The sequence below is a fragment of the Hyphomonas sediminis genome (assembly GCF_019679475.1).
Taxonomy (GTDB): domain Bacteria; phylum Pseudomonadota; class Alphaproteobacteria; order Caulobacterales; family Hyphomonadaceae; genus Hyphomonas; species Hyphomonas sediminis.
Genome location: NZ_JAIEZP010000001.1, coordinates 1,838,685 through 1,864,454, shown reverse-complemented (window position 1 = coordinate 1,864,454; position 25,770 = coordinate 1,838,685). Strand labels below are relative to the sequence as shown.

Here is a 25,770-nt window from a genome sequence, read left to right as displayed (position 1 = left end):
CTGATGGCCCGCCGCTTTGCCCTGAAAGACTTTGCCTACGCCCATCGCGGGCTGTGGACGAAGGACGGACTGCCGGAGAATTCTCTCGGCGGCTTCCGGGCAGCGGCGGATGCCGGCCTCGGCATCGAGTTCGACCTGCGCCCTTCGGCAGATGACGAGATCATGGTGTTTCACGATGCCGTCCTTGGACGGATGACTGGCACCGAGGGCCACTTTGCCGACCAGCCAGCCAGCGCCCTGAAGGCACACCGGCTGGCGGGCACGGGCGAACCGGTGCCGAGCTTTGAAGACCTGCTCTCCCTCTGGCCACAGGACCTGCCCCTGCTGGCAGAGATGAAGATAGACGGGGAGACATCCCCCTCCGCTTTTGCCGCGAAAGTCGGCGCGCGCCTGATGGACTGGCCGGGCCTTGCCGCCGCCATGAGCTTTGCCGAAGCCGCTGTGCGCGCGCTGCCCAAAGGCCTGATGCGCGGGCAGCTGATCGCGCCGGTATCCCAGTTCAGCGCCGATTATTTCGATGGGGTGGCCAGCCGCGCGCTCGACGACGGGATCGACTATCTGGCCGTGCACTATACCGACGCCGAACGGGCCGCCGCCGCGGTCGAGGGCCGGAACGTGCCGTTCGTGGTCTGGACCGTGCGCACGGAGGCAGACCTTGCTGCCCTGAAACCCTACGGCCCGGCGGTGATTTTCGAACAGTTCAGCCCGGCGCTGGCGCTCGCCGCCATCGCGCCTTAAATTCAAGGGCGATGGACGAAGCCCTTCCCCAGATCAGCTCTGTTTCCGCCCTCGCAGGGATTGCCCCTGCCGAGTGGAACGCAGTCGCCAATCCGCCCGGCGCGCGATACGACCCCTTCCTGACCTGGGAATTCCTCGAAGCGATGGAAAGCTCTGGCGCGGCCACGCCCCGCACGGGCTGGCGCGGGGCGCATGTGCTGGTGCGCGACGCCAATGGCCGCCTGCGCGCGGCGATGCCGATATGGTTCAAATACCATTCGCGCGGCGAGTTCGTGTTCGACCAGAGCTGGGCAGAAGCCTGGCAGCGCGCGGGCGGGGAGTATTATCCCAAGCTGCTCAGCGCAGTGCCCTTCACGCCGGTCACCGGGCGGCGCCTGCTCGTTTCGCCTGGGCCGGACGAGCACGCCTACCACGCCGCCCTGCTCGACGGCGCGCTGCAGCTGGCCGAGCAGACGGGCGTTTCGTCCCTCCACATCAACTTCATCGACGAGGCCGAAGCGCCCTTCCTGGAGGCTGCCGGCCTGCTGATCCGCACCGACCAGCAATTCCACTGGCAGAACGACGGCTACGGATCATTCGATGATTTCCTCGCCTCGCTCTCCTCCGAAAAGCGCAAGAATTTGCGCAAGGAACGCGCCAAAGCGCAGGCGGGGCTTACCTTCCAGCACATCCAGGGCGAGGAGATCACCGAGGCGCATCTCGACACCTTCTTCGAGTTCTACATGGACACCGGCAACCGGAAATGGGGCTCCCCCTACCTCACCCGGAAAACCTTCTCGATCCTCCGGGAACGGATGGCCAAGGACCTGCTCTTCATCTTCGCCTGCGAGGACGGAAAGCCGATTGCCGGGGCGATGAACCTGATCGGATCGGACACGCTCTATGGCCGCTATTGGGGCACGCTGGACGCCCGGCCGATGCTGCATTTCGAGACCTGCTATTATCAGGCCATCGACTACGCCATCGCCCACGGCCTGAAGATCGTCGAAGCCGGCGCGCAGGGCGGCCACAAGCTCGCCCGCGGCTATGGCCCCGTCCTCACCCGCTCGGCCCACTGGATCGCCCATCCCGGTTTCCGCGATGCGGTCGCCGATTATCTGGAACGCGAACGCGCGGCGGTTGACGAAGACATGGACTTCTTGCGAGATCGCACTCCATTCAAAAAAGAATAGAAACCTGCATGACCCTTCACGCCGCCTACGATCCCGACAATATCTTTGCCAAAATCCTGCGCGGCGACATGCCGAGCGTCAAAGTTTTCGAGGATGATGTTGCCCTCGCCTTCATGGACGTGTTCCCGCAGACCGAAGGGCATACGCTGGTCATCCCGAAGGGCGTCCAGTCCCGCAACTTCCTCGACATGCCGGCAGACTTTCTGGGCAGCTACATGCTGCGCGTTCAGCGCGTGGCCAAAGCCGTGGAATGGGGCCTGAAGCCGGACGGGCTGCGCGTCATGCAGTTCAATGGCGCGGCGGCCGGCCAGACGGTCTACCACCTTCACTTCCACATCCTGCCGATATGGGAAGGCAAGGAAATGGGCCGCCACGGCGCGGGCACGATGGCCAAGCCGGAAGAGCTGGCGCCGCTTGCCGAAAAGATCCGCGCGGCAATCTGAGGCGGGCTTCAGCCATTTACTGAGGCCAAGTTTTTTAGCGCCGGCGCTGTTTCACGTCTTCCCGGAAAATGCGCAGCATTTGTCCGGGACCCAGCGCCAAGCGATCCTGCGCCTGATCCTGGGTCCCGGTCTTTGCGCGGTGCGCAAAACCGGGATGACGAGGGCCTCTGAGCTTTCGCGTAGATAAGTGGACGGCAAGAAAGCCGGGGATCAAATCCCCAGCTTCGCCTTCAGGATGTCGTTGACGGCTTTCGGGTTGGCCTTGCCGCCCGAGGCTTTCATCACCTGGCCGACGAACCAGCCGAGCGTCTGCGGCTTGTCTTTCACCTTGGCGACCTGATCGGGGTTTGCCGCGATGATCTCGTCGACAACCTTCTCAATCGCGCCGGTATCGGTCACCTGTTTCAGGCCGTGCTTCTCGACGATGGCCGCCGCCTCGCCCTCGCCCGCAATCATCCGGGCAAAGACATCCTTGGCGATCTTGCCACTGATCGTATCGTCCGAGATGAGCGCGATCAGGCCGCCGAGCGCTTCGGCTGAAACCGGGCTCTGGGCCAGCTCCAGGCCTTCCTTGTTGAGATAGCCGAACAGCTCCTGCGTCACCCAGTTGGCGGCAAGTTTCGCGTCGCGGCCCTTGGCCACGACCTCGAAATATTCAGCCTTCTCGAAGTCGGAAGTCAGCACGCCCGCATCATAGCGCGACAGCCCGTAATCCTTCTCGAAACGCGCGCGCTTCTGGTCGGGCAGCTCCGGCAGCGAGGCGCGGATTTCCTCGATCCAGGCCTGCTCGAATTCCAGCGGCAGAAGATCCGGGTCCGGAAAATAGCGATAGTCGTGCGCGTCTTCCTTGGAGCGCATCGAGCGGGTTTCGCCTTTCACGGCATCGAACAGGCGGGTTTCCTGATCGACCTTGCCACCGGCCTCGATGATCTCGATCTGGCGACGGGCTTCATACTCGATCGCCTGCTGGATGAAGCGATAGGAGTTCATGTTCTTCAGCTCGCAGCGTGTGCCCAGATGGCTGAAATCGCCCGTCTCGCGGAACTTCTCATACTGGCCCGGCTTGCACACGGAGACGTTCACGTCGGCGCGCAGGTTGCCCTTTTCCATGTCGCCGTCGCAGGTGCCCAGCGCGATGACAATCGCGCGCAGCTTCTTCACATAGGCAGCCGCTTCCGCCGGCGAGCGCACGTCCGGCTTGGAGACGATCTCCATCAGCGCGACGCCCGAGCGGTTGAGGTCCACATAGGTGGAGTTCGGGTCCATGTCGTGGATCGACTTGCCGGCGTCCTGCTCCAGGTGCAGCCGCTCGATGCGGCAGGGGAAGCTGTAATCTTCCTTGCCCGGCACTTCGACATCAACTTCGATCTCGCCTTCGCCCACGATGGGGTGCGCGAACTGGCTGATCTGGTAGCCCTGCGGAAGGTCGGGATAGAAATAGTTCTTCCGGTCGAAGCGGCTCCAGGTGTTGATCTGGGCCTTGAGGCCAAGCCCGGTGCGGATCGCCTGCTCGACGCAGAATTTGTTGATCACCGGCAGCATGCCCGGCATCGCCGCATCGACCAGCGAGACGTTGCAGTTCGGGTCCGCGCCGAAGGTCGTCGAGGCGCCGGAAAACAGCTTCGCATTGGAGGAAACCTGGGCGTGGATCTCGAGCCCCATGACGACTTCCCAGTCGCCGGTTTCGCCTTTGATGCGGTAGGGGGTGCGCTCGGTCATCAGTCTCTCGGTCAACAATCAGTAAGGGCAGTGGAATCCGGCCCTTTTAGCCCCCGGAACTGCCCCGTGTCGAGCCGCCCTTTCATCGCAGGAGCGCCGGTGGCCCGGGCGACGATTCGGGCTTCTCTTTCAGGCAGGATCGGGCAAAACTGGCGCATCCGGAACGGGGAAGGCAGATCCATGCTGTTCAAGATGATCCTTGATGGCGCGCGGGACGAAGAGCGCCCCATTGCGCGGGGGTTCCTGAAATATCTGGTGGCGGGCTTTGCCTGCGGGCTGGCGCTGGGCTGCGTGCTGGTGGGCGGCATCTTCCTGATGCTGGCGGGCCTGCGGATCGAGGTGCCGTTCCTGTTCGTTGCGGCCATGTTGCTGCAGTTTGGCCCGATTGGCGGCCTCATCGGCGCAGGGCTTTATCTCTCGCGGATCACAGACCGCACAGTGGACGACGCGCCCGAGGCCCACGAAAAATCCGGCGAGGATGATGACGACCGGCCCGGCGGGGGCACGAAAGCCCCCATCACGCCAGCCGTGAGCGCCGCGCCGAAGCGCCCGCCTAGATCTTCCCCTCTTCCCGCGCCCGCCTGACACGCTCGGCCCGCGCGGCCATCTTCTCCCGCATGGTGGCGGTGGCGGCGACGCGTGTCGGCGCGTCATCCAGCTTGGGGGCTTCGGCTTTAGGCTCGTCTGCAGGCACGGTTTCAACTGCCTGCTCGGCTGGCGGCGGCAGGTCGCCCTCTTCAGGAGCGATCTTCCCGGCGGCGATCAGCTGGCGCTTCTTGGCGGCGAAACGGGCTTCCCGCTCGATCTGCGCGCGGCTCTTGCCGCCCACCAGCGAGCCGAGGCCGAAGGCTGCCGAGGGTTTCTTGTCGCCCAGGCCGGCGCCTGCGTCTTCCCGGCGTTCGTCGCGGCGGCGCAGCACGGTGGTGATGCGCCAGGCCACGTAAAGCGCCACGGCAAAGCAGACGCCCACCATCGACAGCATTTCCGGGGCAAACAGGCTGTAGCCATTCTGGGCCAGCAAGCCTGCCATGAGCGTCAGCGCGCAAGTCAGCGTGACGGCGAAAACAATAAGAAACCTCATCATGGCCGGGAATTTAACACCCCCTGCAGCCCTTGGCTATGAACCAAGCTGCAGGAGGGCGCTTACCACCAGCGATCGGGCTTGGCCACGAAGCCGGCGGCTTCTTCCAGCGTGCCGCCGACGCGGAAACACGCGCTCTCGTCCAGCGCCTTGCCGATCACCTGCAGGCCCAGCGGCAGGCCATTGGCCGAGAGGCCAGCAGGCACCGCAATGCCCGGCAGGCCGGCAAGGTTTGCCGTCACCGTGAACACATCGTTGAGATACATCTCGATCGGGTCGCCGGACTTCTCGCCGAACGCAAAGGCAGGTGACGGGCACGCCGGGGTAAGGATCGCGTCGCACGTCTCGAAGGCGTCCACGAAATCCTGCAAGATGCGCGTGCGGACCTTCTGTGCCCGGAGGTAATAGGCGTCGTAATAGCCTGAGGAGAGCACATAGGTACCGATCATCAGGCGGCGCTGCACTTCCTTGCCGAAGCCGCTGGCGCGCGTGCCTTCATAGGTGCCCGTCAGGTTTGCGCCGTCAACGCGCGCGCCATAACGCATGCCGTCATAGCGGGCGAGGTTGGACGAGGCTTCCGCCGGGGCCACGATGTAATAGGCCGGCAGCGCGTATTTCGTGTGCGGCAGGGAAATATCGACGATCTCAGCGCCCGCTTCCTTCAGCCATTTGATGCCCTGCTGCCACAGCGCGTCAATCTCGTCGGAAAGGCCCTCGATACGATACTCCTTCGGAATCCCGATCTTCATGCCTTTGACGCCCTTGCGCACATCGGCGCGCCAGTCCGGCGTCTCGATGTTCAGCGAGGTAGAATCTTTCGGGTCATGGCTGCACATGATCTCCAACAGGAGGGCGCTGTCGTCCACCGTCTTGGCGATCGGGCCTGCCTGGTCGAGCGAGGAGGCAAACGCCACCATGCCGTAGCGGCTGGCCCGGCCATAGGTCGGCTTGATGCCAACGGTGCCGGTAAAGGAGGCCGGCTGGCGGATCGAGCCGCCGGTGTCGGAGGCTGTCGCAGCCAGGCACAGATTGCCGGAAACGGCCGCAGCCGAGCCGCCAGAGGAGCCGCCCGGCGTCAGCCCTGCATTGTCGCCCTGACGGCGCCAGGGGTTGATCGGCGGGCCAAAGCGCGAGGTCTCGTTGGACGAGCCCATGGCGAATTCGTCCATGTTGAGCTTGCCCAGCATGACGGCGCCTTCGTCCCACAGGTTCTGCGTGACGGTCGATTCATAGGTCGGCGTGAACTCGCCAAGGATGTTGGAACAGGCCGTCGTGCGGACGCCCTTGGTGCAGTAAAGATCCTTGATGCCCAGCGGGGCGCCTTCGAGGCGGCCACCTTCGCCCTTGGCGATGCGGGCGTCCGATGCCTTGGCCATTTCACGGGCCTTTTCAGGCGTCTCGACCACATAGGCGTTGAGGATGCGGGCCTTCTCCATGGCCGACAGGAACGCATCGGTGATCTCCACCGAGGAAAACTGCTTCGATTTCAGTCCATCCAGCGCGGCGGCAAGGGTCAGCTCGGTCAGGTCGGTCATCGGAAATTCCATGGAAATGAACCCTGCCTGCTATGCCCCAACGCCCAAAAGTTCAAGTGTCCGTGAGGCCGCTTGCTGCGGTTGCAGGCCGGGTGCACAGATAACGCCTGCTTCTATCCAGCTTCAGGAGTGTTCCATGCTGCGCCCCGCCGCCCTTGTTCTCGCCACCGCCCTGCTGGCGGCCTGCCAGTCCACGCCAGCCGAGCGCAAGCCCGAAGGCTTTGCCGCTTATGAGGGCGATCCGCGCCTCGGCGAGGTGGTCAACAATGCCTGCTTTACCTCCTCGATTGACGGCTTCAGCATGAACGAGAAGAAAACGGTCGTCCTGCGCGACGGCAAGAAGGAATACATGGTCGAAGTCTTCGGCAGCTGCCCGAACCTCGACGATGCCATGAGCATCGGCATCGATTCTGCCACCAGCTGCCTGTCCAGGGGCGACGCCCTGATCGTCAGCACCTCCCTGATGGGCGGCGATGTCGGCCTCGGCCCGCAGCGTTGCCAGATCAAGGAGATCCGCAAATGGGACAAGAACGCGACAAAGGCTGAAGAGTCCGCCGACGCACCCGCTGACGCACCCGCCGAATAATTTTCCCGCGCGCCCGGCTGGCAGCCGCCACCGGGCGTGCTAGACACCCCGCTCATGATCACATCATCCGGGGGCGCGCGCGTCGAGGTCAAAACCTCGCCCCTTCATGGACGCGGACTGTTTGCCTCTACTGACATTCCCGCAGGCACCCTCATCGGGGTCTATCCGCTGCTCATCCTCAGCCATGAGGATACCGAGCACCTGAAGGCCACGCGCCTCTACCACTACGTTTTCTATGTCGACGAACGCGCGGACGGTGCCATCCGCGCCGCCGTCGCCTTCGGCAACATCTCGATGTGCAATCACAGCCGCGACGCCAATTCGGACTTCATCGTTGACGCCGCAGCAGAAACCGTCACCCTGACCACGCGCATCGCCCTGCAAGAGGGCGCCGAAATCCTGATCGACTACGAAGACTTTGCCGACGAGGCGATCTGAGCCCGCCTAGGTCAGCCGGCCGGAACACCAGCCCTCATAGTAAGGCCTGAGTTCGTCCGGGACCCCCGCCTCAAATCCGGCATCCATCGGATATTGCGGCATGGCTTCAGCGACCGCCCTGAGCAAGGCAACGCCCTGCTTTCTGTCCTTGGGACGCTTCAGCGGATCTCGCGTCGCCTTGTCCGACATCCACAATTTCTGCAGCGCGAACCATCTCGGATCAGGCGCAACAATCCTGACAGGCGTTCCATCCCGGCAAACGGCCACCTGGTCGACAGGCCGTCCCAGCAGCAGCCATTCCTGCTCCGGCAACGGAACCGGCTTGGGTCGATCATTTCGGCCCATCGTGCCCACACGGGACGGGGCCACAAGAATCTCCACCTCATAGGCCTTGGCGTTGCGCGCCTGAAAGGTACGCTCCGTATTCACCGTAAATGTAGGATCAACCGCCTTGAGCATGCTCCACACGAGCGCCTCACCCTCATGACCTTCCGTTGCGGACCAGGCCAGGTCAAAGTCTTCAGTCTCGTCCGGGGCGCCGGTGAGAAACCCGGCAGCCTCGATCGCATACGCGGCCAGAGCGTTGGTACCGACAACGAGAAGATGATCGCCCAGCAGCGTTCGCCGGTCGCATTCCTGCAGGATCGCGCCAGCCCCGCTCGACAGCATTGGCAAGCGCAACGCCCGATAAAGGCGCGCGCTCTCCGTCACGACCGGGAGGGATCCGTCCCGCTGGGCCTGCGCGGCAAGCTTGGCATCCCGGTAGGTATTGAACTGCGCTTCCAGCGCGTCGTTCATACGGCCCAGGCTCTTGCCGTTGCCCCGATGGTCAAAGATTTCATAGAGATAGGTCTTGCCATCAACGATCTTGCGCCTCAGGTCATAAGGCAGCTGCGCCAGCTGGCGCTCCGCTTCCATCCAGACGTCATAACGCTGACGCAGGTTGATGAGCGTGCGAAGTTGTTCATCAGAGAAAGGCATGACTGCCGCCACACGATTTATCCCATGTTTTCTCAATTTTTGAATATATGGGATAAATGCTTAAAAATCAACAAATTGATTTGCCCCAGAGGCCCCATCAAAGGTGATATGGCCACGCGATCGAACGCCTGACTGTACCATCCATAATTTACCCGGGAGGAATACCAGAATGTCCAGCAACGTCCCCACCACCGGCCTGCAACTGCGCAGCCTTGTCACCAAAGACGGCAAACTCGAGCTGTCGCTGGCCGAAGTGCCCGTGGCCGAGCCCGGCCCCGATGATGTGGTCATCCAGGTCGAAGCGACCCCGATCAACCCGTCCGATCTCGGCCTCCTCGTCGGCGGCGCCGACATGAGCACCGCCAAGGCCTCCGGCACGAAAGACCGCCCGGTCATCACCGCCGATGTGCCGCCGCCTTCCCTGCGCGCGCTGGCGGCCCGCCTCGACCAGTCGATGCCGGTTGGCAATGAAGGCGCCGGTGTCGTCGTGAAGGCAGGTTCCTCGCCCGCCGCCCAGGCCCTGCTCGGCAAGCGCGTCACGGCGCTCGGCGGCGAAATGTATTCCCAATACCGCACACTCAACATCCAGCAGGTGATGGAACTGCCCGCCGGGGCGACCTCCCGCGATGGCGCCTCCTGCTATGTGAACCCGCTGACGGCGCTTTCCTTTGTCGAGACGATGCGCGCCAAGGGCGGCACCGGCCTCGTCCACACGGCGGCCGCGTCAAACCTCGGCCAGATGCTGGTGAAGATCTGCCAGAAGGACAATGTCCCGCTGGTCAACATCGTCCGCAAGAAGGAGCAGGCCGACCTGCTCAGATCCATCGGCGCGAAATATGTCGTCGATTCTTCCTCGCCCAACTTCATGGAAGAGCTGATCACCGCGCTGGCCGAAACCGGCGCGACCATCGGCTTTGACGCCATCGGCGGCGGCCCGCTCGCCGGCCAGCTGCTGATCGCCATGGAAGCGGGCGCCACCCGCAACATGAAGGAATACAGCCGCTACGGCTCTGGCAAGGAAACGCAGGTCTACATCTATGGCCGGCTCGACATGTCGCCCACCATCGTGCCCCCCGGCGTGGGCTTTGCCTGGAACCTCTCGGGCTACCTGCTGACGCCCTTCCTGCAGAAGGCCGGCGCCGAAACCCGCGCCAGGATGCGCCAGCGCGTGATGGACGAGCTGACCACCACCTTCGCCAGCGCCTACACTGCCGAAATCTCGCTGGCCGAAGCGCTCGATCTGGAAACCCTGCACGCCTACAACGCCAAGGCGACGGGGACGAAATACCTGATCAACCCGGCGAAATAGGCGGCGCGCAGTGCCTAAAAGCCCCTTCTCCCGCGGGAGAAGGGGTTGGGGATGAGGGCTGGCTTGACCCGAAATCCGCCAACAGCCGGTCAGCAAAATCCCGCCTATCCACGCCGTCACCCTCGACCGGCGCAAGCCGGTCTGAGGGCCTATCTCCTGCCATCACAGCCTGCTCCGGCGACGACGTTCGGAGATGGGCGCTCAGATGGCCTGAAGTCCATCGAGCGTGACGAATGAGGAGAGCATACGCAATCACGGCAAACCGCTCACTCTGAGCCGCCGAGTGACGCTCAGGACGAGGGCTGCATTCCGGATTTTTGAAACGGTAAGCGGTTACTCAACCGCCTTCGGCACAACGAAAAACCCATGCTCGCTGCGCGGCGCGTTCGCCAGCACCTGGTCCTGGATGTTGCCATCCGTCACCACGTCGTCGCGCATCGGCAGTTTCGTCTCGACCACGGAGGTCAGCGGCTCGACGCCCTCGACATCCACTTCGTTCAGCTGGTCGATCCAGCCGAGAATGCCGTTGAGTTCCCCGGCCAGCTCGTCCAGACGCTCTTCCGGTACCGCAATGCGGGACAGGCGGGCAACTTTGCGGACATCGTCGCGGGTAACGCTCATGAGCAAACTCCAGATAGTCTCCGCCCCATACGCCATAGGCAGAGCCCCATCAAGGCTGTAAGGCTCCCGCTTGTCATGGCTGTTGTGGACCTCTTCGACCTGCCCCGCGAGGGTGTATTGCTGGGCATAGACCCCGGCACCGCCACCATAGGCGTCGCCGCAACCGATCGCATCCGCATGATGGCCTCCCCGGTCGAGACGATCCTGAAGAAGAAGCTCGCCCCCGCGCTGGACCGCCTGTTCCAGATCTACGACCAGCGCGAAGCCGTCGCCCTCATCATCGGCCTGCCGCTGAATGCCGATGGCACCGCCGGCCCGCGCGTCCAGTCCGTCCGCACGCTGGCCTCCAGCATCCGGAAAGTCCGGGACATCCCCATCGCCTTCCAGGACGAGCGCTATTCCTCCGCCGAGGCGGCAGACATGTTCCGCGCCGCCGGGGCCTCGCGCCAGCGCCGGGAAGCCGGCATCGATGCGGCCGCCGCCACCATCATCCTGCAGGATGCCCTCGCCCGGCTGGAGCAGCGCCCTTGAACGCCTTCCTCGTTGCCCTGCTGCCCGTCATCCTGATCGTTGCGCTGGGACAGCTCCTGTCCACCCGCCGCTGGATCGCGCCCGAAGCCTTCCGCTCGATTGATCGCCTCTCCTTCCTCGTTCTCCTGCCCGCCCTCATCGTGCGCGCGCTTGCCAATGCGGAGTTCGACACCGCGCCCTGGCAGATGGTTGCGACGCTGGTGGCGGCCCAATGCGTCATGGGCGTCGTCGGCCTCGCCGCCTATGGCTGGCCGGGGATCGACCGTCCGGCCATCGGCACGATCATCCAGTCGAATGTACGCTGGAACACGATCATCGCGCTCTCCCTCGGCGCGGCGCTGTTTGGCGATGAAGGCGTTGCGCTTGTCGGCCTTGCCGCCGCCGTGATGATCCCGGCCGCCAACGTGATCTCCGTCTACGCCCTCACTGCCCATGCCGAGCGCCCGCCGGGCACCAAGCCCCGCCCCTTCCTCGCCATGACGCGCAACCCGCTGGTGATCGCCTGTATCATCGGCATCGCGCTGGCCGCCGCGCATATTCGCATTCCCGAGCCCATTGATGAAACACTGCGCATCCTCGCCAATGCCGCCATCGCCACCGGCCTGCTCAGCGCCGGGGCGGGCGTGGACCTGAAAGCGCTCACCCGCGCGGGCCTGCGCACGTTTACGTGGTCGCTCATCCGCCTCTTCGGAATGCCCGCGCTCGTGCTCGCCATTGGCTTGCCGCTCGGCCTCAGCGGCCTGCCGCTCGCCATCGCGCTCCTCTGCGCGGCCACCTCCACAGCGCCCAACTCCTACGTCCTCGCCCGCGAACTCGGCGGCGACACAACGCTGGCGGCCAACCTCATCGCCGTGCAGACCGTGCTGGCCAGCCTCACCCTGCCGCTGACATGGGCGCTGATCCTGTGGCTGGGCGCGGTTTAAGTTCCAGGCACTGATCCTCCCCACCCTTCGTCACCCTCGACCGGCGCAGCCGGTCTGAGGGCCTATCTCCGACGCCATCCAGTCCACCCCAACCGCTCAGACAGGAGATGGGCGCTCAGATGCGCTTTGCGCATCGAGCGTGACGAAAGAGGCGATACACCACACACCCATTCCGCCCGCCCCGCTCCGCCAAACACTTGCCCCGCCGGAGAATCCCGCCTACACCGCCGAAAATCCGAGGTACTCCTATGGCGGCGGCCAGACCAGATTACACCTTCAATCACGAGCATCTGCTCGGAATCGAAGGTCTCCATCCCCTCGACATCAATCATATTCTCGATCTTGCAGACAGCTATGCCGAGAAGACGCGCGCGGGCAAACGGCCCGATCCCGTGCTCACCGGTATGACCGTGGTGAACCTCTTCTTCGAGAACTCCACGCGTACCATGTCGAGCTTCGAGATCGCCGCGCGCCGCCTTGGCGCCGATGTCGTCTCCATGCCGGTCGCCAACTCGTCGGTGAAGAAGGGCGAAACCCTGATCGACACGGCGATGACGCTGAACGCCATGAAGCCGGACGCGCTGGTGGTTCGCCACTCGGCCTCGGGCGGGGCAAAGCTGCTCTCCCGCAAGGTCGATTGCGCGGTGATCAATGCCGGCGACGGCACGCATGAACACCCCACCCAGGCGCTGCTGGACCTGCTGACCATCCGCCGCGTCAAAGGCCGCATCGAGGGCCTCAAGGTCGTCATCTGCGGCGACATCGCCCACAGCCGCGTGGCCCGCTCCACCACGCAGGCGCTGCACCTGATGGGCGCGCGCGTGCATCTGTGCGGCCCCAAGACGCTGACCCCTCCGGGCACGGACACATGGGGCGCCGAAAGCGCGACCTCCGATTTCGACAAGGCCCTGAAAGGCGCCGATGTCGTGATGATGTTGCGCCTGCAGCTGGAGCGCATGAACGGCTCCTTCCTGCCCAGCCAGCGCGAATATTTCCGCTATTTCGGGCTCACCCAGGCCCGCCTCGCCCTCGCCAAGCCCAACGCCACCGTGATGCACCCCGGCCCGATGAACCGCGGCGTCGAGATCGAAAGCAGCGTGGCCGACGGCTCCAGCTCGGTCATCACCCAGCAGGTCGAAATGGGCGTCGCCGTGCGCGAAGCGGTGCTTCACCTTCTCGCCGGGAGCCGCAAATGAGCCTTGCCATCGTCAATGCCCGCCTGCTCGATCCGGCTACGGAGCTTGATAGCCCCGGCGCGATCTACATCGAGAAGGGCAAGATCAAGGAAATCCGCCTGGGCGAAGACGCCGCCTTCCCGGACGCGAAGGAAACGCGCGACGCCGGCGGCCTCTGCCTTGCCCCCGGCCTGATCGACCTGCGCGTCAAGACCGGCGAGCCCGGCGCCGAGCATAAGGAAACGCTGGAAACCGCCTCCCGCGCGGCCCTCGCCGGTGGCATCACCAGTTTCGTCGTCATGCCCGGCACGCGTCCCGTCATCGATGACGTGGCCCTGCTGCAATTCATTTCAGACCGTGCCCGGAAGACCGCCAAGGCGCGCGTTTATGCTGCCGGCGCGCTCACCGTCGGCCTTGCTGGCGAGGCGATGGCCGAGCTGGGCCTGCTGGCCGAGGCAGGCGCCATCCTCTTCACCAATGGCGACATTCCCGTCGCCAATGCGCAGGTGATGAAACGCGCAATGGCCTATGCCGCCGCCAATGGCGCCCTCGTCATGTCTCGCCCTGATGAGCGCGCGCTGACCGGCTCCGGCGTGATGAATGCCGGCGCGCTCGCCGCCCGCATTGGCCTCTCGGGTATCCCGGTGGAGGCTGAATGGATCGGCGCGATGCGCGATGTGACGCTGGCCGAGCAGACCGGCTGCCGCCTTGTGCTTGATCAGGTCTCCACGCCCCGCACGCTGGAAATCGCCGCCGCCGCCCGCGCGCGCGGCGCCAAGGTCTACACCACGGCGGCCGCGCATGCCTTCTTCTTCAATGAGCGCGATGTTGGCGACTATCTCACCTATTGCAAGGTGAACCCGCCCTTCCGCGACGAGGAAACCCGCCAGGGGCTCATCCTGGCGCTGAAGGATGGCGAGATCGACGCCGTGGTCTCCGCCCACGATCCTCAGCCTCCGGAAGAAAAGCGCCTGCCCTTTGGCGAAGCGGCCTTCGGCGCCGCCGGTCTCGAAACCGTGCTGTCTGCCCTGCTGAGCCTTCATCATGACGGCCCGCTCACGCTGCTGGAAGCCCTCGCCCCGGTCACCATCGGCCCGGCCAGCATCCTCGGCCTGCCTCAGGGCCGCCTCGCCGAAGGCGCCCCGGCAGATCTCATCCTGCTGAACCCCGGCAAACCCTGGCTCTGCGAGCGCGAAGACCTTCTCTCCCGCTCCACCAACTCCCCCTTCGATGGCCGCCGCCTGCAGGGCCGCGTAATGAAAACCTTCGTCGGCGGCGAGCTGGTGTTCGAACGGTAGGGCCGCGCTGACGGGATGCAGAAACGCGCCAACCTCACCACCGGCCCTATCGGCCCGGCGCTGATCGCCTTCACGCTGCCAACGCTCGCCTCTTCCATCCTGCAATCGGCCAATGGCTCGATTGACACGATCTGGGTCGGCCGCCTTCTGGGCGAAGATGCCGTTGCCGCCACCACCAATGGAAACCTTGTCGTTTTCCTGCTGACGGCGTTCGTGTTCGGCTTTGGCATGGCCTCCACCATCCTCATCGGCCAGTCGATGGGGCGCAATGATGTGGTCGCGGCCCGCCGCGTGGTGGGCACGGTGATTGGCACATTCCTGCCGGTGTCCACCCTTCTGGCCATTGCGGGCTGGTTTCTTTCGCCTGCGCTGCTCGGCGTGCTGGAAACGCCGCCCACTGTAGTGCCGCTGGCGCAGCAATTCCTGCAGATCATCTTCCTGGCCCTGCCGGCCATTCTGATCATCACGATGCTGATGATGGCCCTGCGCGGGGCGGGAGACGCGATCACACCCCTGATCTTCATGGGCGTGGCCGTGGCCATCTGCGCGGCGCTGAACCCGTTCCTGATCCTCGGCCTGGGCCCGTTTCCGCGCCTGGGCATTGGTGGCTCCGCGCTGTCGCTGACCCTGGCAAACTATATCAGCCTCGCCGCCATGCTCGCCTATATCTACTGGCGGGATCTTCCCCTGCGCCTGCGCGGGGCAGAGCTGGCTTTTCTGAAGCCGGATGTCTCGATCCTGCGGCTGATGGTGGTCAAGGGCTTTCCCATGGGCCTGCAGATGATCGTCATCTCCGGCTCGCTGCTGGCCATGATGTCGCTGGTCAACCGGCAGGGCGTGGACACCACCGCCGCCTTCGGCGCCACGCAGCAGCTGTGGACCTATGTGCAGATGCCCGCCATGGCCATCGGCGCCGCCGTCAGCGCCATGGCCGCCCAGAATATCGGCGCGGGAAAGTGGGACCGTGTCGACGCCATCACCCGCCACGGCATCCTCTACAATCTGGTCCTCACCGGCGTGCTGATCGGCCTTCTGCTGCTGGCAGACCGGGCGGCCATGATGGTGTTCCTGGGCGGGGAGAGCGACGCGGTCGCCATCGGCCAGCATATCACGCGGCTGGCCTCCTGGGGCTTCCTGCCCTTTGCCGTGACCATGGTGCTGTTTGCCACGGTGCGCGCGAATGGGCAGGTGTTCTGGCCGCTGATCATCCTCTTCATCTCCATGTTCCCGGTGCGCCTTGGCTTTGCCTATGGCCTGCAGGGAATGCTGGGCGCCGACGCCATCTGGTGGAGCTTTCCGGCGGGCATGGTGGTGACCATGCTGCTGGCGATTGTGCTCTACCGGTTCGGCAACTGGCGCAATGAGCGCGACATGCGCGTGCCCGGCGACGACGACACCGCCGAAGCCTCCGCCCTCGCCGCCACAGCCTCCGCCGAAACCGCCGCCGCCCCCGCGCCAACCGCGGCCACCCCCGCCAGGCGGCGGGAGGAGTAGGCGCCCCGCTCCCGGCTCAGTCCAGCGGCTGCCCCATCTCGCTCAGAATCCAGCGCAGCGCCTCGGCATTCCCGCGCGCATCGTCCACAGGATCGTGCGTGTGCGCCGTAATTCGGCGCTTCTTCCAGGCATTGGTATTCAGCGGCTCCCCGCGGCGCCCCGCGTCAAGGTCGCCAATCCGGCGCGCGCTGAAGCCTGCCGGGTTTTCCCCCAGAAAACGGTGGCAGTACCAATTCCAGTATTGCCAGTCGAATGCGGGATTGTCGGACCAGAAGATCGCCCGCCGGTCGCCCGTCACGGATGCCAGCCAGGCCTGCGCCGCCTGCATGACCGCCCCGGGATCTGCAAATGCCTTCTGGGCCTCATAGCTGACGCCGACAACATCGCGCGCCTCGGCAATTCCGGAGGAATCCAGAATGGGCGCCACTTCGCCCAGGAAGCTGCGGCCCGGATCACCCACGCAAACCAGCCCAAAGGAGATCATGTTGAAAAGCCCCGGACACGGACCATCCGCCTCAACATCCAACACGATGTGATGCATCCATTTTGACATGACCGCTCACCCCGCCCGCTTCAGAAACTCCGGCGGCACGGCGTCCACCAGCCACACATTATTGCTCGTCAGGAAGAAGGCTCCCCCGCGCGCCAGCAGGCCCGCCGCGTCCACTTCCAGAATGATCGGCGCCCCGCGCCGCTGGCCCACGCGCTGCGCGGTTTCAATATCGGCAGAAAGGTGCACATGGTGGCGTTGCATGGGGCGAAGGCCTTCCGCCGCAATCGCCGGCCAGAAGCGCTCCACCGTTCCGTGGAACAGGACCGGCGGCGGCACAGCCTGCGCCCAGCTTCCCTCCACATTCACGGAATGCCCCTGCCGGGCACGGATCATCTGCCCATCGGCGCTGAGTTCAAAGCGCGACTTGTCGTTGGTATCGACCACTTGCAACAGCCGCTCCCAGCCAACCGCCAGTTCTTCCCTGGCCAGCGCCCCCAGAACAAGATCCACATCCGCCCAGCCTTCAGGCGAAAGCTCCATCCCCGCCGCATCCGGACGGTGACGCAACCAATAGGATAACGTCTTCGAAATTTGTGTATCCGTAATCATGCCCCGCGCCCTATCACGAACACGCCGGCCTTTCCACGTCCACCCTACGATCATCACGCGCGCCTCTTTCTCCTCCCCCGTTCACGGGGGAGGTGCCCGAAGGGCGCAAGGGGGAGCCACAACGCACGCCCTATCCCCCTCCGTCTCGCGCCTCCGGCGCGATCCACCCCCCCCGCGTCGCAGGGGAGGATGCGGCCGCGCAACTCCACGCGCATTTCTTGACTTGGCTTTGCCGGCGCCTTACTTTTCTCCTTACTTTATTCAAGGAGCCGATATGACCACCGCCACCATCACCTCCAAAGGCCAGCTCACCGTGCCCAAGGCTGTGCGGGACGCCCTCGGTATTGGACCTGGCGACAGGGTGGATTTCGTGCGGATGGCCGATGGAAATTTTGCCGTCCTGCCTGCCACGGGATCGGTAAAACGGCTCAAGGGCATCATTCCGAAGCCGAAGAAACCTGTTTCGCTGGAAGACATGAATGCCGCCATCGCCAGCGGCGCCAGGGGCAAGTGACACAGGCATGACGGGCCTCGACACCAATGTCGTCATCCGCTTCCTGGTGCAGGATGACGCCGCCCAGTCCGCCGCCGCCACGCGGCTCATCTCCCGCCTGACGAAAGACCGCCCCGGCTTCATCAGCGCCGTTGTCCTGGCCGAAATCAGCTGGGTGCTCGCCCGCGCCTACAAGGCGCCGCGCGAAGATATTGCTCGCGCCCTCGAAGGTCTGCTCCGCTCCGCCGAACTTATCGTGGAAAATGCCGAAGCCGCCTACCGCGCCCTCGGCGTCTATATGGCATCCAGCACGGCAGACTTCGCCGATGCCCTGATCAACGAAACCGCCCGCCTCGCCGGGGCGGCTGAAACGGTCACCTTAGACCGCAAGGCAGCGAAAGAGGCGGGGATGCGGTTGTTGAAGTGATGCGCGAGCTCATCCTCCCCCGTGCACGGGGGAGGTGCCCGAAGGGCGGAGGGGGCTTTGAGGCACAAAGAAATCGTCCCGCGCGTCCCAGCCAAAAGAGTCTTCCTTTCGCTGGCCGGGAAATCGCAATGCGATTTCTGATCCGGCCAGCCCCCTTGCCCCACCCCGCACACCTCCCTAAACCTTGAAACCTCCAAGGGACGGGCGAGGACAATCCAAATGCCGGAATGGGCAATCTACGCAGTGGCGGTGGTCGCGGGCTATCTGGCCGGGTCGATCCCGTTTGGCCTTGTCCTCGTGAAGGCCGCTGGCCTTGGTGACATCCGCGAAATCGGCTCCAAAAGCATCGGCGCCACCAATGTGCTGCGCACTGGCCGCAAGGATCTCGCCCTCGCCACCCTGCTGCTCGACAGCCTGAAGGCCGGTCTCGTTGCCCTGGCCTTCATCCTCATTTCCGGGCGCGATGCGGGCATGGTCGCGGGCGCCGCGGCTTTCCTCGGCCATTGCTATCCCATCTGGCTGAAGTTCAAGGGCGGCAAGGGCGTGGCGACCTATGCCGGCCTGCTCCTTTTCATCACGCCGCTGCACGGCCTCGTCGTCGGCGCGCCCGTCTGGCTTGGCATGTTCGCGCTGACCCGCATTTCCTCGCTTTCGGCGCTCACGGCAGCGGTCGCTGTTCCTCCGGGGGCGTATCTTCTGGGCGAGCGTAGCCCGGTCATCCTCGGCGGGCTTGCCGCGCTCTCCGTCCTCGTCTTCTGGACGCACCGCGCCAATATTGGCCGCCTGCTGAGCGGCACAGAGCCCCGCTTCGGCGCCAAGAAGAAAGACGCCGCCGAGGGATGACGCTGCCGCGTCCCCTGTCGGATGCAGAACGCCTTGACTGGCTGCGCCTCGCGCGAACCCAGAATGTCGGCCCGGTCTCCTTTGCCCAGCTGATCGCGCGCTATGGCGATGCGGGCAAGGCGCTCGCCGCCCTGCCGGAAATCGCCAGCCGTGTTGCCCGTGGCAAGTCCATCACAATTCCGCCTACGGATCAGATTGCCCGTGAGATTGAGGCCGCCGCCCGCTATGGCGCACAGATCGTGGCAAGTTGCGAGCCGGCCTATCCCGCCCTCCTGCGCCTGCTCGATCCGCCCCCGCCGGTGCTCACCCTTCTGGGCAAGGCGTCCCTCGCCGCAGAGCCGACCTGCGCCATCGTAGGCGCGCGCAACGCCTCTGCTGCCGGCCGCAAGATCGCGCGGGATATGGCCGCCGCGCTCGGCAAGGCAGGCTATGTCACTGTCTCCGGCCTCGCCCTCGGCATCGATGGGGAGGCCCACGCCGCCAGCCTCGCCAGCGGCACCATCGCCGTCCTCGGCGGCGGCATCGATCACGTCTATCCCGGCCAGCATGACCGCCTCTATGCGGCGATTGCCGAGCAGGGCCTCATCCTCTCCGAAATGCCCTTCGGCCACCGCGCCCGCGCGCAGGATTTTCCCCGCCGCAACCGCATCATCACGGGCCTCGCGCGTGGCACAGTCGTGGTCGAGGCGGCGGAGCGCTCCGGCTCGCTCATCTCCGCCCGCATGGCCGGGGAACAGGGCCGCGAGGTGATGGCCGTGCCCGGCTCCCCGCTCGATCCGCGCTCGGCCGGCACCAACAATCTCATCCGCAATGGCGCGGCCCTGGTGCGCGACGCGCGCGATGTGATCGAGGTGCTGAGTTCGCTTCCCCTGCTCAGCGTGTCCGCGCCGCCGTCCGACTGGCTCGCCCCGGTGCATGGCGATGACGCCGTCATCCCCGCCTCGGAGCTTGCCCGCGTCCGCGAGGCGCTCAGCCCCCATGCCATGCCGCTGGACGAGATCGCGCGGGCAGCCGGGGTCAGCGCAGCGCGCGCCGGAGCGATTCTCATGGAGCTGGAACTCGCCGGCGAGGCGTTGACCTATCCGGGCGGCCTCGCGTCCCGGTCTGTCTGAGATCTGACCCGAAGTGTCGCTGTTTGTCCCTGTTTTGACCCCGAACGTCCCCAAAATGCCTCAAAAGTACACGGTCTGACTGTGGCCTGACTGCACCGTAATGCGCCGATTGCATTTCCCGGCCACGCGAGGCTGGACGCCCCGGCGGTTCGTCTCTAAGCCTCTGAAGCTGGAGAAGCGCGGCATCACTTGCGGCGTGGGGGCGTTGCGTACAGGTCGTTCAGGATGCCGTCAGTGGTGAAATGGTCTCACTTTGCGCTCATGGCCGGATTCTCGGCTGTCATGCCGCTGGCGGCCTATGCGCAGTCTGACTCCGATCCTGCAGCACCGGCGACAGAAACCAAAGACGAACGCGTCGTTCTCGAAGCCGACATCGTTTACGAGAACACAGACGACAACACGATCATCGCCGAAGGCAATGTCGAGGCCCTCTATAATGGCCGCACCCTGCGTGCCGACCGGCTGATCTACAATCGCACAACAGAACGCGCCCGCGCCTCTGGCAATGTCGTCATCGTCGATGTCGATGGCAGCCAGCAATTCGCCGAAGAGCTCGATGTCGGGCCGGATCTGACCGACGGTTACGCCATCGGCTATTCCGCGCGAATCGGTGGAACCGCTACAGTTGCGGCCAACTCCGCCATCCGCCGCGCCGACGGCGTCAATGCGATGGACCAGCTGGTCTACACCGCCTGCCCCATCTGCGAAGACGGCAAGAAACCCACCTGGGCCATCCGCGCGCGCCGCGCCGTGCTGGACGAGGAAAGCCAGATGATCTCCTACCGCGATGCGGTGCTGGAGGTGGCCGGCATTCCGGTGTTCTACTTGCCCTATCTGGCCCATCCGGACCCGAATTCCGAGCGCCGCTCCGGCTTCCTGGTGCCCACGCCCGGCATATCGTCCAAGCTCGGCGCCTTCTACAAACAGCCCTATTACTGGGCCGTTTCGGACTATTCCGACATCACCATCTCACCGATGGTTTCACAGAATGTGAACCCGCTGATCGGCGTCGATTTCCGCAAGCGTTTCTATTCCGGCGCCCTGAAACTGGAGACCAGCTTCACCCATGAAGCCGACTTCGACAGCGACGGGGAAACCTTCGGCGAAGAAAAATTCCGAGGCCACATCTATGGCAGCGGCCTGTTCGCCATTTCGCCGGAGTGGAAATGGGGCTTCGGCGTCGAAACCCAGACCGACGACCTCTATGATCGCCGCTATGATATCAGCGGCCAGAACGAGCAGCGCGGCCTGTATTCAAACCAGCCCCGCCGGCTGCTGTCCCAGTTGTTCGTGACAGGCCAGGGTGACAATTACTACGCCGACGCTGCCCTGCTGAACTTCCAGGGCCTGCGCGGCCAAGACGACGCAGCCCGACTGCCGGTCGTGTCCCCGCTCGCCTATGCCGAGAAGTATTGGGACATGGGCGCCTACGGCTTCGCCTCGGTCAACGTCTCCTCCGCCGTGCTGACGCGCGATGTCGGTGCAGACAGCCACCGCGTCAGTGCGGGCGCGGACTGGAGCACGATGAAGGTCCTGCCTGGCGGCTTCACATTCGAGCCGTTTGCCGAAGCACGCGGCGACTACTATGCGCTGGACGAGGATTTCAGCGGCAAGGCATCGGTCGCGCGCGCCGTCGGTAATGTCGGCGCCACGCTGGCCTATCCGATGATCCGCCCCGGAACCCATGTGGATATCATGCTGGAGCCCGCGGTCATGGCCGCCTGGGGCTTCTCCAACGCCAATGACCCGGCGATCCCTGTGGAAGACAGTCTCCTCTACGAGTTCGACGAATCCAGCCTCTACGAAGCCAATGGTATTGGAAACTTCGACCTCTATGAAGGCGACGGCAAGCTGAGCGCTGGTCTTACCGCCCGCGCCATCTGGAAAAACGGCATAGAAGCCTCAACCACCCTTGGCCGCCGCTGGCGCTCCAAACCCGACCCCACTTTCGATGTCGCCTCAAACCTCGGCGGCACGTCGTCGGACTGGGTGGCAGCCGCCTCATTCAGCATGGGCCGGAAGCTGGAGCTGGACTCGCGCGTCCGCCTCAACGAGGCCGACCTGTCGCTTAGCCGTCTCGACATGCGCGCTTCAACCTCCTTCAGCCGGCTGCGCGCCGTGGGCCAGTACTACAAGATCGACGAGCGTATCAGCCCCAGCGGCAGGTCTGACGAAGGGATTTACCTGCGCGGCGAAGTGCAGGTCACCGACACCTACTCCCTTGTGTTTGGCCAGCTGCGGGACATCAGCAACAATGTGAACACACGGCAGGAAATCGGCCTGGCCTATACCGACGACTGCTCCCGCTTCGAGCTGATCTACCAGCGCAGCGAGCTGCGGGACCGCACGTTGGGGCCCTCAGACAGCTTCCAGATCCGCTTCTCGCTGCTGTCGCTGGGCAATTTTGGCTCTGACGGGTTCGATTGACCCGGAATCTGGTTAAAAAAGCGATCTGCAGCAAACTTCATTGATGACTGTTCCGGCGCGTTGCGTGATGTAACGAGTTTTGTAAGGTCCGGTAGTGAAACAGGCTTGCCCCACCCTTCGGGGAGCCACGGAGACGGCGTATGGTACGTGGAATATTCTTGGCAGCAGCTATCGCGGCGATGGGCACCAGTGGCGCCTTTGTTTCGCCCGCCAGCGCACAGGAAACCGACCGCCAGACGATTGAGGGCATTGCCGCGATCGTTAATGACCGTCCGATCTCGTATTCGGATGTTCGCCAGCGCGCGCGCCTCCTGCTCCTGACCATCGGCGCAAACCAGCCGACCGCCGAGCAGATCCAGCAGATTACCAGCCAGGCCCTCGAACAGCTTGTTGACGAGAAGCTGCAGCTCGACCGCGTGGCCGAGTACAGCGTCGAGGTAGACCCGCGCGAGATCGACGCCGCCGTTCAGGATATGGCGTCCAATGCCGGCTTGACCGGAGACACCCTGCGTCAGCAGCTCACCTCGGCCGGCGTGAACCCGGCGAGCCTTGAAGAGCAGATGCGCGCCGACATCGCCTGGAACCGCCTGATGAGCGGCCTTTACGGCAACCGCATCCGCGTCTCGGACAACCAGGTCGATGACCAGCTCACCCGTCTGCGCGCCGCATTGCAAAAGACGCAGTTTCGCCTCGGCGAAATCTTCCTCTACGCGCCGGACGCCGAGACCAAGGCCGAGGCCATGCAGGCGGCAGCCTCAATTGTCAGCCAGCTGCAGCAAGGTGCAGACTTCCGAGTCGCGGCTCAGCGGATTTCCTCCGCCCCCACCTCTGCGGCCGGCGGAGACATGGGCTGGATGACGCTGGAGGATCTCGCCCCCGCCATTGCAGAAGCAGTCGCTGCGGCCCCCGGTAACGGGCTTCTGGAGCCGATCGAGACCGAGAACGGCATCTACATCATCCTGGTGGGCGGCAAGCGCGAACCGGCGGAGCCGGTCACCCGCGTGGACCTCAAGCGCCTTGTGGCCACCGACAGCCAGGAAGCGACCCTGACAAACGCCATAGGCCGCATCTCTGCCTGCGATCAGGTCCAGTCAGTTGCCAACTCCAATTCCAATCTGCGGGCTCAGGACATCACCGACATCAACATTGACGAGCTTGGCCCTGAAGGGCGCAGCCTTGTTCTTGAAACGGAAGTCGGCAAGCCAACCGAGATTTTCGCGGCCGGATCGGGCCTGGCGGTCATGTATGTCTGCCGCCGGGAAGATGGCGCCGAAGCGCTGCCCTCGCGCGAAGACCTGAAGAACTCGATCAAGAACCGGGAACTCGACATGATCTCGGAGCGTGAACTGCGCAATGCGCGGCGACTGGCCACCATCATCTACCGCTAAGGCAGGCGATTCCCCTTGATTGGCCGCGCGATTGGCGCGACACCGCGCGCGTGACCGAACGCGCCCACCTTCCCCTTGCCGTCACCATGGGTGACCCCGCCGGCTGCGGCCCCGCCATCACGGTGGGTGCCTGGCAGGCGCTTCGGCAGGACACAGCGAACGCGTTCTACGTCTTGGGCTGGCCGGGCCTTTATACCGGCGCGCCCGTCGAGTTGATCGAAAAGCCTCAAGACGCCTCCGCCGTATTCTCACGCGCCCTGCCGGTGCTGGCGCTGGAAAACGCCCGCGCTGTGGCGCCCGGCAAGCCCGATTCCGAAACCGCTTCTGGAATTGTCCGCTCGATCGAGATCGCGACCGCCGACGCGCGACGCGGCGCAGCTGGCGCCGTCGTCACCAACCCGATCCACAAAGCCCTGCTCTATGGCCAGGGCTTCCGCTTTCCCGGCCATACGGAGTTTATCGCGGAGCTGTGCTCCCCCGAAGGCGGCGCTGCGCCAGAGCCTGTGATGATGCTCACCGGTGGCGGCCTGCGGGTGGCGCTTGCCACCATCCACATACCCTATACGGCGGTTCCGGCGGCGCTGGCCGATGGCCGCCTCCTGACCATTGCCCGCACGACCGACACTGCGCTGAAGCGCCATTTCGGCCTTGCCCGCCCGCGTCTCGCTTTCACTGGCCTCAACCCCCATGCCGGCGAAGATGGCACCATCGGCCGGGAAGAGCTGGAGATCATCAATCCAGCCGCTGCCCGGCTGCGCGCCGAAGGTATCGACATTTCCGACGCCCGCCCCGGCGACACGGTGTTTGCCGAAGCGCTCGGCGGGCGGTTCGATGCCGTCATCGCCATGACCCACGATCAGGGCCTCATCCCGGTCAAGACGTTGGACATGTGGGGCGGGGTGAACACCACCCTCGGCCTGCCGATCATCCGCACGAGCCCCGACCATGGCACCGCCTATGACGCGGCCGCCGCGGGCACAGCCAAACCAGACAGCCTGATCGCCGCGATCCATTCTGCCCGTGAACAGGCAGCCAACCGGGCAAGGAGCGCTACATGAGCGACACCTATGACGAAGACTATGAAGACGGCGAGGAAACGCCCGGCCTGACAGATGCGCCCGCCCGCAAGGCGCTGGGCCAGCACTTCCTGTTTGACCCCAGCATCCTGAAGCGCGCCGCCAATGCCGCCGGCTCACCCAAAGGCAAAACCGTGATCGAGGTTGGCCCTGGCCCTGGCGGGCTGACCCGCGCTATCCTCAATGAAGATCCCGCGCTGCTGATCGCAGTGGAAACCGATCCGCGCTTTTCAGAGGCCCTGCTCGGCTGGCCGGAGGCGAAGTCCGGCAAGATGCAGGTCATCGCCAAGGATGCCCGCAAGGTGCACTGGGAAAAGGTGCTGGAGGAAGCCGGCGCCGAAACGCCCGCGATGATCATCGCCAACCTGCCCTACAATGTCGGCACGCCGCTGCTGATCGACTGGCTGAAGGCGGGCGACTGGCGCGGGAACATGGCGCTGATGTTCCAGAAGGAAGTGGCCGAACGCATCTGCGCCAAGCCCGACACCAGCGCCTATGGCCGCCTCGCCGTGCTCGCCCAGGCCGTAACGAAACCTTACATCGCCTTCACCCTGCCGCCGGGCGCCTTCCGCCCGCCGCCGAAGGTCGACAGCGCCGTCGCCGTTCTGGAGCCGCTGCCGCCGGGCCAGCGCTTCGAGCATCTCGCCCTTCTGGAACAGATCGCCGGGGCCGCCTTCGGCCAGCGCCGCAAGATGCTGCGCGCCGCGCTCAAGCCCTTCGCCAAGAAGCGCGGCATGAAAGCGGAAGCCTGGCTAGAAGACTGCGGCATCGACCCAACCGCCCGCGCCGAAACGCTGACCCAGGCACAGTTCCGGAAGCTGGCCGAAAGCCTCGCCTGATTTCTGGGCCCAATTCTGA

At 64.7% G+C, this 25,770-nt stretch carries 27 protein-coding genes; 20 read left to right on the top strand and 7 right to left on the bottom strand.

Annotated elements, in window-relative coordinates; genetic code table 11:
• Positions 1 to 3 precede the first annotated feature (3 nt).
• From K1X12_RS09410 to K1X12_RS09400, 3 genes are read left to right on the top strand one after another with little or no spacing between them, the layout of a single operon-like run.
• Positions 4 to 738, top strand: coding sequence for a glycerophosphodiester phosphodiesterase family protein (locus K1X12_RS09410; protein ID WP_220987345.1), 735 nt, complete (start codon positions 4 to 6; stop codon positions 736 to 738).
• An 11-nt stretch (positions 739 to 749) separates the two neighbouring features.
• Entirely contained in the window at positions 750 to 1,910 is a 1,161-nt protein-coding gene (locus K1X12_RS09405; protein ID WP_220987344.1) for a GNAT family N-acetyltransferase, read from the top strand.
• An 8-nt stretch (positions 1,911 to 1,918) separates the two neighbouring features.
• Positions 1,919 to 2,353, top strand: coding sequence for an HIT family protein (locus K1X12_RS09400; RefSeq protein WP_220987343.1), 435 nt, complete (start codon positions 1,919 to 1,921; stop codon positions 2,351 to 2,353).
• Between the two features lie 210 nt (positions 2,354 to 2,563).
• Here K1X12_RS09400 and gatB read toward each other — a convergent pair whose 3' ends face one another.
• Positions 2,564 to 4,072 carry an Asp-tRNA(Asn)/Glu-tRNA(Gln) amidotransferase subunit GatB gene (gene gatB / locus K1X12_RS09395; protein WP_220987342.1) on the bottom strand — a complete coding sequence of 503 codons (1,509 nt, stop codon included), beginning with the start codon at positions 4,070 to 4,072 and terminating at the stop codon, positions 2,564 to 2,566.
• Positions 4,073 to 4,252: 180 nt separating this feature from the next.
• Here gatB and K1X12_RS09390 point away from each other — a divergent pair, with 180 nt between their 5' ends.
• Entirely contained in the window at positions 4,253 to 4,657 is a 405-nt protein-coding gene (locus K1X12_RS09390; RefSeq protein ID WP_220987341.1) for a hypothetical protein, read from the top strand.
• On the opposite strand, the gene K1X12_RS09385 is transcribed toward K1X12_RS09390, so the two are convergent.
• A complete protein-coding gene (locus K1X12_RS09385; protein ID WP_220987340.1) occupies positions 4,626 to 5,156 on the bottom strand; it encodes a hypothetical protein in 531 nt (176 codons plus the stop codon). The two genes, K1X12_RS09390 and K1X12_RS09385, sit on opposite strands and share 32 nt — an antisense overlap.
• A 59-nt stretch (positions 5,157 to 5,215) precedes the next feature.
• Positions 5,216 to 6,688, bottom strand: a complete 1,473-nt coding sequence (gatA, locus tag K1X12_RS09380; protein ID WP_220987339.1) for an Asp-tRNA(Asn)/Glu-tRNA(Gln) amidotransferase subunit GatA — start codon at positions 6,686 to 6,688, stop codon at positions 5,216 to 5,218.
• A gap of 136 nt (positions 6,689 to 6,824) precedes the next feature.
• On the opposite strand from gatA, the gene K1X12_RS09375 reads away from it, so the two are divergent.
• Positions 6,825 to 7,274 (top strand): DUF6491 family protein, encoded by a 450-nt coding sequence (locus tag K1X12_RS09375; RefSeq protein ID WP_220987338.1) that lies wholly within the window; start codon positions 6,825 to 6,827, stop codon positions 7,272 to 7,274.
• A 54-nt stretch (positions 7,275 to 7,328) separates the two neighbouring features.
• Positions 7,329 to 7,712: an SET domain-containing protein gene (locus K1X12_RS09370; protein WP_220987337.1), complete on the top strand. Its 384-nt coding sequence runs from the start codon at positions 7,329 to 7,331 to the stop codon at positions 7,710 to 7,712.
• Between the two features lie 6 nt (positions 7,713 to 7,718).
• Here K1X12_RS09370 and K1X12_RS09365 read toward each other — a convergent pair whose 3' ends face one another.
• On the bottom strand, positions 7,719 to 8,693 hold the full coding sequence (locus K1X12_RS09365) for a GSU2403 family nucleotidyltransferase fold protein (RefSeq protein ID WP_220987336.1): 975 nt from the start codon (positions 8,691 to 8,693) through the stop codon (positions 7,719 to 7,721).
• 169 nt (positions 8,694 to 8,862) lie between these two features.
• On the opposite strand from K1X12_RS09365, the gene K1X12_RS09360 reads away from it, so the two are divergent.
• The gene (locus K1X12_RS09360; RefSeq protein ID WP_220987335.1) at positions 8,863 to 10,002 is read left to right on the top strand and encodes a zinc-binding dehydrogenase; all 1,140 of its coding nucleotides are present in this window, start codon (positions 8,863 to 8,865) and stop codon (positions 10,000 to 10,002) included.
• A gap of 333 nt (positions 10,003 to 10,335) precedes the next feature.
• Here the strand turns inward: K1X12_RS09360 and gatC are convergent, their stop codons facing one another.
• On the bottom strand, positions 10,336 to 10,623 hold the full coding sequence (gene gatC / locus K1X12_RS09355) for an Asp-tRNA(Asn)/Glu-tRNA(Gln) amidotransferase subunit GatC (protein WP_220987334.1): 288 nt from the start codon (positions 10,621 to 10,623) through the stop codon (positions 10,336 to 10,338).
• Between the two features lie 75 nt (positions 10,624 to 10,698).
• On the opposite strand from gatC, the gene ruvX reads away from it, so the two are divergent.
• From ruvX to K1X12_RS09330, 5 genes are all read left to right on the top strand, one after another.
• Positions 10,699 to 11,154, top strand: a complete 456-nt coding sequence (ruvX, locus tag K1X12_RS09350; protein WP_220987333.1) for a Holliday junction resolvase RuvX — start codon at positions 10,699 to 10,701, stop codon at positions 11,152 to 11,154.
• The gene (locus K1X12_RS09345) at positions 11,151 to 12,077 is read left to right on the top strand and encodes an AEC family transporter (RefSeq protein WP_220987332.1); all 927 of its coding nucleotides are present in this window, start codon (positions 11,151 to 11,153) and stop codon (positions 12,075 to 12,077) included. Before ruvX ends, K1X12_RS09345 begins: the two co-directional genes overlap by 4 nt.
• Positions 12,078 to 12,325: 248 nt before the next feature.
• Positions 12,326 to 13,273 (top strand): aspartate carbamoyltransferase catalytic subunit, encoded by a 948-nt coding sequence (locus K1X12_RS09340; RefSeq protein ID WP_220987331.1) that lies wholly within the window; start codon positions 12,326 to 12,328, stop codon positions 13,271 to 13,273.
• Complete coding sequence (pyrC, locus tag K1X12_RS09335) at positions 13,270 to 14,550, top strand: dihydroorotase (RefSeq protein ID WP_220987330.1); 1,281 nt, start codon at positions 13,270 to 13,272, stop codon at positions 14,548 to 14,550. Before K1X12_RS09340 ends, pyrC begins: the two co-directional genes overlap by 4 nt.
• A 15-nt stretch (positions 14,551 to 14,565) precedes the next feature.
• Entirely contained in the window at positions 14,566 to 16,044 is a 1,479-nt protein-coding gene (locus K1X12_RS09330) for an MATE family efflux transporter (protein WP_220987329.1), read from the top strand.
• A gap of 16 nt (positions 16,045 to 16,060) precedes the next feature.
• On the opposite strand, the gene K1X12_RS09325 is transcribed toward K1X12_RS09330, so the two are convergent.
• Positions 16,061 to 16,597 carry a hypothetical protein gene (locus K1X12_RS09325; RefSeq protein WP_220987328.1) on the bottom strand — a complete coding sequence of 179 codons (537 nt, stop codon included), beginning with the start codon at positions 16,595 to 16,597 and terminating at the stop codon, positions 16,061 to 16,063.
• 6 nt (positions 16,598 to 16,603) lie between these two features.
• Complete coding sequence (locus K1X12_RS09320; RefSeq protein ID WP_220987327.1) at positions 16,604 to 17,146, bottom strand: RNA 2'-phosphotransferase; 543 nt, start codon at positions 17,144 to 17,146, stop codon at positions 16,604 to 16,606.
• Between the two features lie 274 nt (positions 17,147 to 17,420).
• Here K1X12_RS09320 and K1X12_RS09315 point away from each other — a divergent pair, with 274 nt between their 5' ends.
• From K1X12_RS09315 to rsmA, 8 genes are all read left to right on the top strand, one after another.
• Positions 17,421 to 17,660, top strand: coding sequence for an AbrB/MazE/SpoVT family DNA-binding domain-containing protein (locus tag K1X12_RS09315; protein WP_220987326.1), 240 nt, complete (start codon positions 17,421 to 17,423; stop codon positions 17,658 to 17,660).
• Complete coding sequence (locus K1X12_RS09310; RefSeq protein WP_220987325.1) at positions 17,626 to 18,066, top strand: type II toxin-antitoxin system VapC family toxin; 441 nt, start codon at positions 17,626 to 17,628, stop codon at positions 18,064 to 18,066. Before K1X12_RS09315 ends, K1X12_RS09310 begins: the two co-directional genes overlap by 35 nt.
• A 219-nt stretch (positions 18,067 to 18,285) precedes the next feature.
• Positions 18,286 to 18,909 (top strand): glycerol-3-phosphate 1-O-acyltransferase PlsY, encoded by a 624-nt coding sequence (gene plsY / locus K1X12_RS09305; RefSeq protein ID WP_220987324.1) that lies wholly within the window; start codon positions 18,286 to 18,288, stop codon positions 18,907 to 18,909.
• Complete coding sequence (gene dprA, locus K1X12_RS09300; protein WP_220987323.1) at positions 18,906 to 20,021, top strand: DNA-processing protein DprA; 1,116 nt, start codon at positions 18,906 to 18,908, stop codon at positions 20,019 to 20,021. The genes plsY and dprA overlap by 4 nt, the downstream gene beginning before the upstream one ends.
• Positions 20,022 to 20,258: 237 nt before the next feature.
• Positions 20,259 to 22,448 carry an LPS-assembly protein LptD gene (locus tag K1X12_RS09295; RefSeq protein WP_220987322.1) on the top strand — a complete coding sequence of 730 codons (2,190 nt, stop codon included), beginning with the start codon at positions 20,259 to 20,261 and terminating at the stop codon, positions 22,446 to 22,448.
• Positions 22,449 to 22,588: 140 nt separating this feature from the next.
• Complete coding sequence (locus K1X12_RS09290; RefSeq protein ID WP_220987321.1) at positions 22,589 to 23,836, top strand: peptidylprolyl isomerase; 1,248 nt, start codon at positions 22,589 to 22,591, stop codon at positions 23,834 to 23,836.
• A gap of 50 nt (positions 23,837 to 23,886) precedes the next feature.
• The gene (gene pdxA / locus K1X12_RS09285) at positions 23,887 to 24,894 is read left to right on the top strand and encodes a 4-hydroxythreonine-4-phosphate dehydrogenase PdxA (RefSeq protein ID WP_220987320.1); all 1,008 of its coding nucleotides are present in this window, start codon (positions 23,887 to 23,889) and stop codon (positions 24,892 to 24,894) included.
• Positions 24,891 to 25,751, top strand: a complete 861-nt coding sequence (rsmA, locus tag K1X12_RS09280) for a 16S rRNA (adenine(1518)-N(6)/adenine(1519)-N(6))-dimethyltransferase RsmA (protein WP_220987319.1) — start codon at positions 24,891 to 24,893, stop codon at positions 25,749 to 25,751. The genes pdxA and rsmA overlap by 4 nt, the downstream gene beginning before the upstream one ends.
• Positions 25,752 to 25,770 lie beyond the last annotated feature (19 nt).